Here is a 12783-nt window from a genome sequence, read left to right on the forward strand (position 1 = left end):
GCTTGCCGACTCGTGCGAATCGGACGCGGTCCGGATCATGGGAGTGTGGACGGGAACCGGGTTTTCGGCGGGGCCGAGCCGATGGACGTGCTCGAGGTGGCGCCGACGGCCCGGACGGCGGTGGCGTGGCTGCCGCCGCAGGAGCTCTGGCCCGCGATTCAGGACATCCGCTGGGAGCACGATCCGCAGGTACGGCGATGGCCGCCGCATGTGAATCTGCTGTTCGGCTTCGTGCCGGAGGAGGAGTTCGCGCGGGCTGTGCCGCTGCTGGCCGCCGGGGCGGCGGAGAGCGCGGCGTTCACGGCGCGGCTGGCCGGGGTGCGGTACTTCCGGCACCGGCACGACGCGACGGTGTGGCTCGATCCGGCCGCGGCGGGCCCGGCGCCGTGGGCCCGTCTCCATCAGGCGCTGGGATCGCGGTTCCCGCTCTGCCGCGGGCGCGGCGGCCGCTTCACCCCGCATCTGTCCCTCGGCCGTACTCGGGACCCGCGGCGGCTGGCCGCCGAGTGCGCCGTCCGGCTCGGCGCGCTGTCGGTCGTGGTCGGGGAGGTGGTCCTGCTCTCCCGGCGCGGCGAGGGGCCCATGCGGCCCCGGGCCGTGATCACGCTGGGCACGGGCGGGATCCACCGACCGCCGGAGTGACGGCGGCGGGTCCCTGTCCGAGGAGCGGCCAGGGACCCGCCGGTCCTGCGCGAACGCCGCGGTCAGTCGCGGTACTTGTGGTACCAGAGCCCGACCGTCGCGCCGTTCGTGAAGACCGCGCAGACGTGTCCGTTGTACTTCACGGGGTCCACCTCGTGGTTCCTCACGTACTCCTCGCAGTTGGCGAAGGTCCAGAACCACGTCCGGTACTCGTAACAGGGCGCGCGGCCGCCCCTGTCGGCGCAGTCCGGCGTCGGCGACTCCATGATCCGGGCCGGGGCGGCCGGGGGAGCGGCCACCGCCGTGCTGATGCCCAGGCCGCCGAGAGCGGTGGCCGCGGCGAGTACGGCGACTGTGTTGCGGAGCTTCCTCATGATGCCCTCCTCGGTGTGCTGCCGGAGAACAGCATGTCGGCCCCCTGCGCGCGGCCCCAAGAACTTCGGCCTCAGCCGAAATGGCTCAGGCCGCCCATCCTGGCCGCGTCCGGTCCCGGGGCGCCCGCGCGGGTCATGCCCTGTGCGCCGCACGGTCGAGGAAGTCGAGTACGAGGGGGCCTGCGGTGTCGCGGAACTCCTCGAAGTAGGCGTGCCTGGCCCCTGGGATGATCACCATCCGGGCGTCCGGGATGCGGTCCGCGAGCAAGGGCGCGTTGGCGGTGGGGTTGAGAAGGTCGTCACCGCCGTGCAGCACCAGGGTGGGAGCCTTGATGCCGGGCAGCGCGTCCCACGCGTCGTGCCCGTCGCTCGCGGCCAGATGCTGCCGCCGGGCGTGCACGGACATGGTGGGGTCTCCCAGCGTGCGGTACGGGCCGGGGTGGGTCGCGAGCCAGGACGGGGTGTACATCAGGTCGAGCAGTGCCCGCCGCGTCGCCTCCGGGTCCGTACCGGCCAGTGACCGGCGGACGTCGTCGCCGCGCTCGATGCCGTGCCCTCCGCCGGGCGAGGTGCAGCCGAGCACCAACGAGCGGACACGCCGCGGGTGGTGGACGGCCACGCACTGGGCCACGCGCCCGCCCATGGACGTGCCGTAGACGTCCGCGCGGTCGATGTCCAGTTCGTCGAGCACGGCGACCACGTCCCGGGCGAACTGCCCGGTGCTGTACGGCGTGTGGGGTGCGTCGCTCGCGCCGGTGCCGCGGTAGTCGATCGTGAGGGTGCTGCGGGTGACGTGGAAATCGTCGCGGATGTCGTCCCACCAGTGGTGGTTGTTCGCCTGGCCTGCGAGCAGGACGAGCGGGGCTCCGTCACCGCGGAGCTGGTAGGCGATGTCGACCCCGTCGGGGGTCTTGGCGTAGGGCACGGCGGGCGTCCTTCCGGGGCCTGGTACGACGGTGGTCGGCGGCTGCCCACGATGCCGGCAGCCGCCGACCACCACAGGAGAGATCATCTCCCGGAGTGCCTGCTTCGTCTCATGGGTTATCGGATCGGCGTTCCGGGCGCGTGGTCACTGCGCCGTCGTCGCGGCGGGAATGTCGACGCGGGCGGCCCTGCGGGCCGGCCAGAGCGAGGCGAGCAGCGCGCCCGCCAGGGCGATGAGCACGCCGAGAGCGAGGCGTCCCCAGGGCAGGACCAACTCGTAGCCCACGACGCTCTCCTGGAGGGTGCGCCCGAGTGCCCAGCCGAGGAAGACGCCCATGACCGTGCCGACGGTCGCGCCGAGCGCGCCGAGGAGCAGGGCCTCCAGGCGGATCATCCGGGTCACTCCGGCGCGGTCCAGGCCGAGGGCGCGCAGGGTGCCGATCTCCTTGCGGCGTTCGAGGACGGACATGGCGAGGGTGTTGGCGATGCCCAGCGCGGCGATCGTCAGGGCCATGCTCAGCAGGGCGTAGAAGACGTTGAGTTGGTCGCCGATGCTGCCGCTGTCCCGGTCCCGGATGTCCGCCTGGTCGAGGACGGCCAGGGCGGGGTTGTCGCCGAGGGCGTGGGTGACGTCCGCGAGCGCGGCCCGGCCGGGTCCGCCGTCGGTGGCGAGAAGGATCCCGGCGGTGTGCGGGGCGGAGTCGTAGCGGGCGACGAGGGAGTCGGGCGCGGTGATGCTGGGCATCAGCTCGCTCTGCTCGTCCGCCCGGTAGATGGCGCCGATGGTGACGCTGCCCCGCTGGCCGTCCTGACGCTGCAGGGGGAGGGTCTGACCGACGTGCCAGCCCGCCTCCTCGGCCTTGAAGTCGGCCACGGCGATCCGGCCCTCGGCGAGGCAGTCGAGGGAGCCCTTGACGACGTCGTACCGCAGCAGCCGGCCGATGGTGGCGGGGTCGACGCCGGTCAGGACGGAGGAGACGCCGGCCAGGCGGTATCCGGTGGACTGGTCGAGCGGGCTGAGGGTGGCGCCCGGCAGCTTCTTCAGGGGCGCGGTGGCGGCCGGGGTCAACCGCCGGCCGCCCTCGGCGGGCTTGACCAGATAGTCGGCGGTGAAGGCGTGGGTGGTCGCGCGGTCGAGGTACCGGGCGGCGGAGGCCCCGAGGACGGACAGGCCCGAGGCGAGGGTGAGGGCGATGGCGAGCGCGGCGGCGGTGGCGCCGGTGCGGCGCGGGTCGCGCACGGTGTTGCGGGCGGCGAGGTCACCGTGCACCGGGTGCAGGCGGGTCAGCAACGGCTTGAACAGGGCGACGAACGGCCGGGACAGCAGGGGTATGAGGCCGATCGCCCCGGTCAGGGCGAGGGCCGCGCCGACGCCGATGACGGTCCGGGCGTCCTTCCCCGTGGTGAGGGCCCCGTACACCACGGCGGCGGTGCCGGCGAGCGCCAGCGCGGCGCCGATGCCGGTGCGCAGGGAGCCCGCGCGTGCGGGCGCCGCGGGCTCGGCCGCGCTGAGCGCGGCGACGGGCGGGATGGCCATGGCCCGGCGGATCGGAAGCCACGCGGCGACCATGGGCAGGAGGGTGCCGACCAGCATGGAGACGATCGCGGTGCCCGGGGTGAGGACCAGCGGGGCGGCCGGGGTGTCGGCGGGGGCGAACAGCGTCCGGAGCAGGGCGGCGACCCCGGTGCCGGCGGCGAGGCCGGCCACGGAGGCGATCGCGCCGACGAGGAGGGACTCGGTCAGCAGGATGCGGCGCACCTGCTTGCGCGAGGCGCCGACGGCTCGCATCAGGGCCAGCTCCCTGGTGCGTCGGGTGACAAGCATGGTGAAGGTGTTGGAGATGAGGAAGGTGGCGACGAACAGGGCGACCGCGGCGAAACCCACCAGGATCTGGCTCATGGTGTCGCTGTCGGCGGTGGCGAGGTTCGCCTTGATCTGGGCGAGCCGGGCCCCGGTGACCGCGGTGGTGCCCTTGGGCAGCACCGACTGGACGCGGCCGAGGAGCTCCTGCGGGTGGGTGCCGGGTGCGGCCGTGAGCTCGACGTTCTGGAAGCGGCCGGGTTCGAGGAAGAGCCGCTGGGCGGTGGCGCCGGCGAACAGCGTCAGGCTGCCCCCGGAAGGGAGCTTGGTCCCGTCGGTGCGGAAGACCCCGCTGAGGGTGTAGGAGGCGGCGCCCTTGTCCGTGCCGACGCGCACGGTGTCACCGACGCGGTAGCCGCCCTTCGCGGCGGTGGTCTCGTCGAGGGCGATCGCGTCGTCGCCGGTCGGGCCGGAACCCCGGACGAAGCGGTAGGCGGGGTCCGTGCCGTCCGCTCCCGGGGCGAAGTTGCCGCCCTGGTGGGACGAGCCGTGGCCGATCAGCCGGCCGTCGCGGCCGGCGACGGCGGCGAAGCCGTCGACCCGGCCCGCGGCGGCGGCGACGCCGGGGAGCTCGGCCAGGGTGGCCACGGTGCGGGCATCGAGGTTGCCCGGCCGGCCGCCGTCGGCGGGATCGGCATCGGCGGCGACGTCGACGGCGATGCGCTCGTAGCCGTCGGTCGCCCGGCCGGCGGCGGCCCGGTTCAGGCTGTCGCCGTAGACGAGGCTGCCGGTGATGAAGGTGACGCCGAGCATGACCGCGAACGCGGTCATCAGCAGGCGGGCCTTGTGCGCGAACACATTGCGCAGGGCGGTACGGAACATGGGGTGCGGATCCTGGGAGGCGGGCTCGGCGGATGCGAGCGGGCGGCTGGGTCGGTGCCGGCGTGCGTGCGGGTCAGCTGGTGCGTGAGCGGGTGTCGAACGCGGGGGTCCGGGGCCGTGCGGCGGAGCCGCTGGTGATATCGCCCCCGGAAAGGCGCAGCATCCGGTCCAGGACCCTCTCCGGGGTGGGACGGTCCATCTCGTCGACCAGACGGCCGTCGGCGAGGAAGACCACGCGGTCGGCGTACCCGGCGGCGACGGGGTCGTGGGTGACCATGACCACGGTCTGGCCCATCCCGCGCACCGAGTCGCGCAGGAAGCCGAGGATCTCGGCCCCGGCGCGGGAGTCGAGGTTGCCGGTGGGCTCGTCGCCGAAGATGATCGCGGGGCGGGAGACCAGGGCCCGGGCCACCGCGACGCGCTGCTGCTGCCCGCCGGACAGCTGCCCGGGCCGGTGGTCGAGCCGCTGGGAGAGACCGACCATGGAGACCACGCGGTCCAGCCACTGCCGGTCGGGCCGGCGGCCCGCGATGGTCAGCGGCAGCGTGATGTTCTCCAGCGCGGTCAGCGTCGGCAGCAGGTTGAACGCCTGGAAGATGAAGCCGATCCGGTCCCGGCGCAGCGCGGTGAGCCGCCGGTCGTCGAGCGTGCCCAGTTCGGTGGTGCCGATGCGGACGGAGCCGGAGTCGAACGAGTCGAGCCCGGCGGCGCAGTGCATCAGGGTGGACTTGCCGCAGCCGGAGGGGCCCATGATCGCGGTGAACTCGCCCTCCCGGAAGGAGATGCCGACACGGTCCAGGGCGACGACACGGGTGTCGCCGCTGCCGTAGGCCTTCGACAGGTCGGTGACGGTGGCCGCGATCCCGGTCGTCGGGTACGGCGCGGGCGTGGCGAGCTGGTCAACGGGGTCGGCGGTCACGGGGACTCCTCTTCGGGTGCCAAAGGGTGCACGTCGAAGGGTGTCCGGGGAACGTATCGGAGCCCGGGCCGCCGTGTATCGGCGTCCGCTCCGCTTCGTATCGGTTCTGCGGGGGCCGGGCGGTCAGGCCGGCAGGCGCAGGGTGGCGACGGCGCCGCCGTCCGGGGCGTTGTCCAGGCGCAGCTCGGCGCCGAGGAGCCGGGCTTGGCCCAGGGCGATGGTCAGGCCCAGGCCGTGGCCCGAGCCCCGCTCCTTCGCGCCCGTGTGGAAGCGGCGCGGGCCGTCGCGCAGCAGGTCCGGAGGGAAGCCGGGGCCGTGGTCGCGCACGACGACCGTACGGCCCTCGACGGTGACCCGCACCGGGGTGGCCCCGTGCCGGTGGGCGTTGATGACGAGATTGCTGACGATCCGTTCGAGGCGGCGCGGGTCGGTCTCCACCGTCGGCGAGGGTTCCGCGCTCCGCGCGTCGGCGACGGTGACCTCCGTCTCGTAGCCGGTGCGCGTCACGGCCTCGGAGACGACCGCGTCGAGCGGCACACGGACGCGGACCGGCTGTTCGGCCCCGGCGTCCAGCCGGGAGATCTCCAGCAGGTCCTCGACCAGGCCGCGCAGGTCGCGCACCCGGGCCCGGAGCAGATCCTCCGTCTCACCGGGCGGCAGCAGGTCGGCGGCGGCCAGCAGACCGCCGACGGGGGTGCGCAGCTCGTGGGCCACGTCCGCGGTGAACTGGCGCTCGGTGCGCAGCCGTCGGCCGAGACTGTCGGCCATGCGGTCGACGGTGGCGGCGATGTCGGCCACCTCGTCGCCTCCCTTGGTGGGCCCGGTCCGGGCATCGAGGTCCCCGGCGGAGATCCGGCCCGCGGTCTCGGAGACCCGCCGCAGTCGGCGGCCGAGCAGCCCGGCCCCGTACACCGCGAGGGGCGTCGCGGCAGCGAGCGCGACCAGCGAGGCGACCGTCATGGTCATGTCGAGTCGGCGCAGCCCGTGGAGCTCCGGGCCCATGTTGACCCGAATGGCCAGCACCCGGCTGCCCGGGCCGCCCGTCCGCTGGGCCGCCCAGACGCTCGGGCCCAGATTCCCCTCGACGCGCCCGTCGTAGGCCGTATGCCGGTCGCCGTCGGCCGGGTGCCGCAGCCCGGCGGGCAGCTCGGCCGGATCGAGCTCGGCACCGTCCGCCAGCGTCCCGGTGTGCCGGTAGACGTCCATGGCCGAGTACACGCTGTTGAAGGCCTGTGCCTCGGCCCGGCTCCGGATGTCCTGCGCGGTCCACAGGTGCACCAGCACGCCCACCGCCGCCGCGACCAGGCAGGCGGTGGCCGCGGCCAGCGCGGCGATCTTCCAGCGCAGGGGCACGCGGGCCGGCCGCGGCCGGTGGAACGGGTGCACCGACCTCAGCGCCTGAGCTTGTAGCCGAAGCCGCGGACCGTCTCGATCCGGTCCCGGCCCAGCTTCCTGCGCAGCCGCTGCACGCACAGGTCCACGACCCGGCTGTCGCCGTCCCAGCCGTACTCCCACACGTTCCGCAGCAGGGTGTGCCGCTCCAGCACGATGCCCGGGTGGGCGGCGAACTCCAGCAGCAGCTTCAGCTCCGTCGGGGTCAGCGCCACCGGGCTGCCGGAGACGAACACCTCCAGGCCGCCGGTGTCGATGGTCAGGTCCCCGAAGACCAGCGACTCGCCCTCGGACGGCGGCGGCCCGTCGCCCGCGTCCTGCCCGGGGGCCGGGGCGGGCGCGTAGGTCGCCCGCCGCAGCAGCGAGCGGATGCGTGCCACGAGTACGTAGGTGTCCACGGGCTTGACCACGTAGTCGTCCGCCCCGGCCTCCAGACCGGCGACGACGTCGAGCCCGTCGCCGCGGGCGGACATCATCAGGACCGGCACCAGGCTGGTCTCCCGGACCCTGCGGCACAGGCCGATCCCGTCCAGCCCGGGCAGCATCACGTCCAGAATCAGCAGGTCGAAGCTCTCGTCACGGAAGAGATCGAGCCCCGCGAGCCCGTCGGCCGCGGCCTTCATCTCGTAGCCGTAGCGCTCGAGGGCGACGGTGAAGGACCGGCGCATCAGATCGTCGTCCTCCACCAGCAGCACGCGAACAGGTCGCGGAGAGGCCGGAGCCGGGGCGGACGAGGACACGGGCAGACGACTCCTGTTCGGACGGTGGTGTAGGGCACAGGTCCTGCGACCCGGCCTGAAAGGAACGATAAGGCAGACATCGGTCGTGGCGACTGTGTCGCACAGCCCTGCGCACGGATTCGATGGACAACCAAGCGCTCCCTGATACCCGGCCGACACAAAAGCCGCCCGCGGCGCCCCGCTTGAGGGGACCCGGCCTTCGACGATCCCGCGGCCTCGGCTCCGTCCGCCCACGGCCGGCGCACGATAACCCCGCCGGGCTTCCCGGCGACAGGCCCGCGGGCCGCCTTCCGGATGCGTGGGGGCGGCCCGCGCGCCCGTGTCGGCTTCCGTACTCCAGGGTGCTGGTGCACACAGGTTGCAGCTACGAAGACCATGCGCCTACGGTGTGCCGTTGTTTGCGCACCTTCGGAAGGGGCCGCCATGGTCACCACCACCGTCACCCAGGACGTACGTCCCACTCGTCGACAGCGAATATCGGGAGTGATGACGCCCGCCGAGTGGCGCCGCATGGGTGGTATGGCCGCCTTCATCCTGGCTCTGCATGTCATCGGCTGGTTCGTCCTCATCGCCATCGTCGCCCCCGAGCACTACAGCGTCGGCACCAAGTCCTTCGGCATCGGCATCGGCGTCACCGCCTACACCCTCGGCATGCGGCACGCCTTCGACGCCGACCACATCGCGGCGATCGACAACACCACCCGCAAGCTGATGCACGAGGGCAAGCGGCCGCTGTCGGTGGGCTTCTGGTTCTCGCTCGGCCACTCCAGCGTCGTCTTCGCGCTGGCCTTCCTGCTCTCGCTCGGCGTCAAGGCCCTGGCCGGTCCCGTGCAGGACGACAATTCCCAGCTCCACCAGATCACCGGGTGGATCGGCACCACCGTCTCCGGTGTGTTCCTCTACGCGATCGCGATCGTCAACGTCGTGATCCTCGCCGGCATCTGGAAGGTCTTCCGGGGGATGCGGGCCGGTCACTTCGACGAGGCGGCGCTGGAGGAGCAGCTCAACAACCGCGGCTTCATGAACCGCCTGCTGGGCCGGGTGATGAAGTCCATCACCAAGCCGTGGCAGATGTACCCCCTGGGCCTGCTGTTCGGTCTCGGCTTCGACACCGCCACCGAGGTCGCGCTGCTCGTCCTGGCCGGCTCCGGCGCCGCGTCCGGCCTGCCCTGGTACGCGATCCTCTGCCTGCCCGTCCTCTTCGCGGCGGGCATGTCCCTGCTGGACACCATCGACGGCTCGTTCATGAACTTCGCCTACGGCTGGGCCTTCTCCAAGCCGGTGCGCAAGGTCTACTACAACCTCACCATCACCGGCCTGTCCGTCGCCGTCGCCCTCCTCATCGGCACCGTCGAACTGCTGGGCCTGATCGCCGACAAGCTCGATCTGCACGGGGCGTTCTGGGACTGGGTCGGCGGGCTCGACCTCAACGTCGTGGGCTTCGTCATCGTCGGGCTGTTCTTCGCCACGTGGATCATCGCCCTGGCGATCTGGAAATTCGCCCGCATCGAGGAAAAATGGACTGCCAACGTCAAGCCCGCCGAGGTGACGTCCGACTAGCGGCCCGGTGAGGGCGGCGGAATCATGCGTGCCGCGGTGCGCCGCCGCTCGTCCTCCGCACCCGGTGGTTGCCGAAGTCCGCGATGTACAGACCGCCGACGTCATCGAGCGCGATTCCGAGCGGTTGGTCGAACGTGGCCAGAAGGGCGGGTCCGCCGTCGCCGCCGTACCCCTTGGCCCCACCGCCGGCCACCGTGGTGATGATCCCGTCCGCGGTGACCTTCCGCACCCGCTCATTGCCGTAATCGGTGAGGTAGAGGTTGCCGTCGTCGTCGACCACCACACATTGCGGCAGGTCGAGGGCGGCCGCGGTGGCAGGTCCCCCGTCACCGCCGAACCCGATGGTGCCGTCGCCGGCGACCGTGGTGATGATTCCGTCCGGGCCCACCTTCCGTACCCGGTAGTTGTACCGGTCCGCGATGTAGAGGTTGCCGATGCCGTCCACCGCCACGGCGTGGGGGAAGTGCAGTGAGGCGGCGATGGCGGGGCCTCCGTCACCACTGAAACCGTCGGAGCCGTTACCGGCCACGGTGACGATGACGCCGTCCGGTCCCACCTTCCGCACCCGGTGGTTGTAGTCGTCGGCGATGTAGAGGTTACCGGCGCCGTCGGCCACCATGGCGTGGGGGAAGTTCAGCGAGGCGGTGGTCGCGGGCCCTCCGTCACCGCCGAACCCGGCGGTGCCGTCGCCGGCGACCGTGACGATGATGCCGTCCGGTCCCACCTTCCGCACCCGCTGATTGGAGCGGTCGGCGATGTAGAGGTTGCCCTTGCGGTCCACTGCCACACCGGCGGGATCCTTGAGGCTCGCCGCGGTGGCGGGTCCGCCGTCGCCGCCGTATCCCTTGGTGCCGTCACCGGCCACGGTGGTGATGATGCCGTCCGGGCCCACCCTCCGCACCCGGTGGTTCTGATAGTCGGCGATGTAGAGGGAGCCGGAGGCATCGAGCGCCACGCCGTAGGGACACCGAAGACCGGCCGCGGTGGCGGGCCCGCCGTCGCCACCGAACCCGGCGGTCCCGATCCCCGCCACGGTGGTGATGGTGCCGCCGAACAGTGGCGCTGTCGGCTCCGCGATTCCGTCGTTCGTTGTTGCCACGTCCATGTAACACCTCTTCGTCGGATGGCTGACGTGCACGCGGGTCCCGTCCGGCTCGGGTGGGCCGGACGGGACCCGCGTGGATCGCCGCTGAGTCGCGGGCACGAAGTTCGCGCCCGCGGCTCGGACGGCTCAGAGGACTCGGGCGCTCAGTGGCACAGGTGCGAGGCGGCCGATGGTGGCGCGGCCGTCGCCGGGCTGTGTGCCGGGCTTCGCGTCGGGCAGGGCGCGGATGACGAGGGTGTGGATGAGGGCTGTTTTGTCGGTGGTTCCGGTGTTGAGGTGCGGGTTGGAGCGGATGACGAGTGTCTTTCCGCCGTTCTCCAGCCGGGTGTCGAGATTCCCCGTGACGTACGGCTTGGTGCTGTAGTAGCCGTACGAGGCGGCGCCCGTGAACTCGAAGCCTGTCGGGGCGGTGATGCGTTGCTCGATGGTGCCGGGGTTGACGGGCTGGTTGTTGAGCGAGCGGAGTTCCAGGTTGAACTTGGTGGTCTGGCCGGGGGCCGCCGCGGGTACCGATGCCTGGGTCACACGCAGGGCGGTTTCGTCCTGGGCGGTGTCGGTGACCTTGCCGGAGATCTGGACGGGGGTGTGGCGGCCGATGCTGGCCGAGCCGTTGTCGAACTGTCCGGGGATGGCGTCGGGGCGGGCCTGGACGGGGATCGTGTAGATCACCGAGCCGGCGTCGCTGGTGGTGGTGTTGACGTGTGGGTTGGCGCTGATGATCAGGGTCCGGCCGTCGTCCTCGATCCGGTGGTCGAGGTTTCCGGAGACGATGCCGTGGATGGTCTCGTAGTACGCGTATGTGGGCTGCCCGACGAAGACGAAGCCGGTCGGGGCGGTGAAGCGCTGGGTGATGGTGCCTGGGTTGACCGGCTGTCCGGTGGCTGAGGTGTATCGCAGGTTGAAGGTGGTCCGCTGGCCCGGGGCGACCTCGGGGACGGTGTCCTGGTAGATCGTCAGCTCCGTCTCGTCCGCTACGGGAGCGGGTACGACGACCGTGACGGGCAGGGTGAAGGTGTTGTCCTTGAGGTTGAGGTCGCCGCTGTAGTGGATCTCCAGCGTGGACTCGTACGTGCCCGGGGGCGTGGTGTCGGGTGCGCTGACCCGGAAGACTCCGTCCAACGTAGCCTGGTAGGGCTGGAGTTGTTGTCCGGTGAAGGTGCGGGTGAGTCGTCGTCCTGTGGTGCCGGGGCCGCCGAGCAGGCCGTCGGCGAGGGTGAGGACGACGGTCACGTGCTGTCCGTCGGCCGAGTTGGGTCCGCGGTTGGCGATGCGGGCGCCGAGGTCGAACTCCTGGCCGCGCTGGACCCGGTACGGGCTGACGACCTCTCCGTACAGGTCGGCGGCCGGTGGGAGCGGCGGGGTCATCTTGGCCACGCGCGTGACGCCGCGGACCCGATGGTTGCTGTAGTCGGCGATGTACAGGTTCCCGGCCCGGTCAAGCGCCACCCCAGTGGGGGTGTAGAGGCGTGTGCCCGCGGCGGGGCCGCCGTCGTCCACGTATCCGGCGGTACCGTTGCCCGCGACCGTGGTGATGGTGCCGTCCGAAGCGACCTTGCGGATTCGTTGGCCCGAGTGCTCCCCGATGTACAGGCTGCCTGCCTCGTCCACCGCCAGGCCCCAGGGGTAGTGGATCCGGGTGGCGACGGCGGGTCCGCCGTCGGAGATGTATCCGGCGGTGCCGTTGCCTGCGACGGTGGTGATGATGCCGCTGGGTGTGACCTTGCGGACCCGGTGGTTGCTGCTGTCCGATATGTACAGACTTCCTTCGGCGTCCACAGCCAGCCCCAAGGGGCCGTAGAGTCGGGTGGCGATCGCCGGGCCGCCATCGGAGACGTATCCGGCCTGCCCGTTGCCTGCGACGGTGGTGATGATGCCGCTGGGTGTGACCTTGCGGATCCGGTGATTGCCGAAGTCCGCGATGTACAGGTTTCCGCCGGGATCCAAGGCCACCGCGTATGGGCTGTTGAGCGGGGTGGCGGTGGCGGGTCCGCCGTCGGAGATGTACCCGGCGGTGCCGTTGCCCGCGATGGTGGTGATGATGCCGCTACGTGTGACCTTGCGGACCCGGTGGTTCGCCCGGTCGGCGATGTACAGGTTGCCGTCCTTGTCCACGGCGACGCCATCAGGGGCATTGAGCGGGGTGGCGGTGGCGGGTCCGCCGTCGGAGATGTATCCGGCGGTGCCGTTGCCCGCGACCGTGGTGATGATGCCGTTCGGCGCCACCTTGCGAACTCGGTGGTTGAACCGGTCGGCGATGTACAGGTTGCCGTCCTTGTCCACGGCGACCCCGATGGGGCTGTTGAGCTTGGTCAGCGCACCCGGACCGCCGTCGGAGACGAATCCGGCCGCGCCGTTGCCCGCCACTGTGGCGATGGCGCCTTCGGCGAGGCCCGCGGGCTGCGGGCCGGTTCCGGTGCTGGATGTGGTTGCCATGAGTTGGTGCT

The 12783-nt window shown here is 71.9% G+C and carries 10 protein-coding genes; 2 read left to right on the plus strand and 8 right to left on the minus strand.

The annotated features are described in order from the left end of the window. Positions 1-45: 45 nt before the first annotated feature. Positions 46-642, plus strand: a complete 597-nt coding sequence (locus tag DXZ73_RS33740; RefSeq protein WP_240351607.1) for a 2'-5' RNA ligase family protein — start codon at positions 46-48, stop codon at positions 640-642. A 62-nt stretch (positions 643-704) separates the two neighbouring features. Here the strand turns inward: DXZ73_RS33740 and DXZ73_RS33745 are convergent, their stop codons facing one another. The 6 genes from DXZ73_RS33745 to cseB form a co-directional block, all read right to left on the minus strand. Beyond that, on the minus strand, positions 705-1016 hold the full coding sequence (locus tag DXZ73_RS33745) for a hypothetical protein (protein WP_116214742.1): 312 nt from the start codon (positions 1014-1016) through the stop codon (positions 705-707). Between the two features lie 133 nt (positions 1017-1149). Then, a complete protein-coding gene (locus tag DXZ73_RS33750) occupies positions 1150-1941 on the minus strand; it encodes an alpha/beta fold hydrolase (RefSeq protein ID WP_116214743.1) in 792 nt (263 codons plus the stop codon). A 144-nt stretch (positions 1942-2085) separates the two neighbouring features. Beyond that, the gene (locus DXZ73_RS33755; protein ID WP_116214744.1) at positions 2086-4623 is read right to left on the minus strand and encodes an FtsX-like permease family protein; all 2538 of its coding nucleotides are present in this window, start codon (positions 4621-4623) and stop codon (positions 2086-2088) included. A gap of 73 nt (positions 4624-4696) precedes the next feature. Next, positions 4697-5542: an ABC transporter ATP-binding protein gene (locus DXZ73_RS33760; protein ID WP_116214745.1), complete on the minus strand. Its 846-nt coding sequence runs from the start codon at positions 5540-5542 to the stop codon at positions 4697-4699. A 123-nt stretch (positions 5543-5665) separates the two neighbouring features. Then, positions 5666-6928, minus strand: coding sequence for a sensor histidine kinase (locus tag DXZ73_RS33765; protein ID WP_240351608.1), 1263 nt, complete (start codon positions 6926-6928; stop codon positions 5666-5668). Between the two features lie 5 nt (positions 6929-6933). Then, positions 6934-7629 carry a two-component system response regulator CseB gene (gene cseB / locus DXZ73_RS33770; RefSeq protein WP_116214746.1) on the minus strand — a complete coding sequence of 232 codons (696 nt, stop codon included), beginning with the start codon at positions 7627-7629 and terminating at the stop codon, positions 6934-6936. 531 nt (positions 7630-8160) lie between these two features. On the opposite strand from cseB, the gene DXZ73_RS33775 reads away from it, so the two are divergent. Then, entirely contained in the window at positions 8161-9234 is a 1074-nt protein-coding gene (locus tag DXZ73_RS33775) for a HoxN/HupN/NixA family nickel/cobalt transporter (RefSeq protein ID WP_116214747.1), read from the plus strand. A 22-nt stretch (positions 9235-9256) separates the two neighbouring features. Here DXZ73_RS33775 and DXZ73_RS33780 read toward each other — a convergent pair whose 3' ends face one another. Both DXZ73_RS33780 and DXZ73_RS33785 read right to left on the minus strand, forming a co-directional pair. Beyond that, the gene (locus tag DXZ73_RS33780; protein WP_240351609.1) at positions 9257-10333 is read right to left on the minus strand and encodes a hypothetical protein; all 1077 of its coding nucleotides are present in this window, start codon (positions 10331-10333) and stop codon (positions 9257-9259) included. Between the two features lie 132 nt (positions 10334-10465). Then, the gene (locus tag DXZ73_RS33785; RefSeq protein WP_116214749.1) at positions 10466-12772 is read right to left on the minus strand and encodes an NHL repeat-containing protein; all 2307 of its coding nucleotides are present in this window, start codon (positions 12770-12772) and stop codon (positions 10466-10468) included. Between the last annotated feature and the right edge of the window lie 11 nt (positions 12773-12783).

Origin of the sequence: Streptoverticillium olivoreticuli subsp. olivoreticuli (genome assembly GCF_003391135.1) — a bacterium.
Lineage (GTDB): Bacteria > Actinomycetota > Actinomycetes > Streptomycetales > Streptomycetaceae > Streptomyces > Streptomyces blastmyceticus.

Bases quoted from the DNA above. Each gene is read 5' to 3' on its own strand.
- DXZ73_RS33745 (WP_116214742.1), bottom strand. From the start codon at position 1,016: ATGAGGAAGCTCCGCAACACAGTCGCCGTACTCGCCGCGGCCACCGCT.
- DXZ73_RS33755 (WP_116214744.1), bottom strand. From the start codon at position 4,623: ATGTTCCGTACCGCCCTGCGCAATGTGTTCGCGCACAAGGCCCGCCTG.
- DXZ73_RS33775 (WP_116214747.1), top strand. From the start codon at position 8,161: ATGACGCCCGCCGAGTGGCGCCGCATGGGTGGTATGGCCGCCTTCATC.
- DXZ73_RS33785 (WP_116214749.1), bottom strand. From the start codon at position 12,772: ATGGCAACCACATCCAGCACCGGAACCGGCCCGCAGCCCGCGGGCCTC.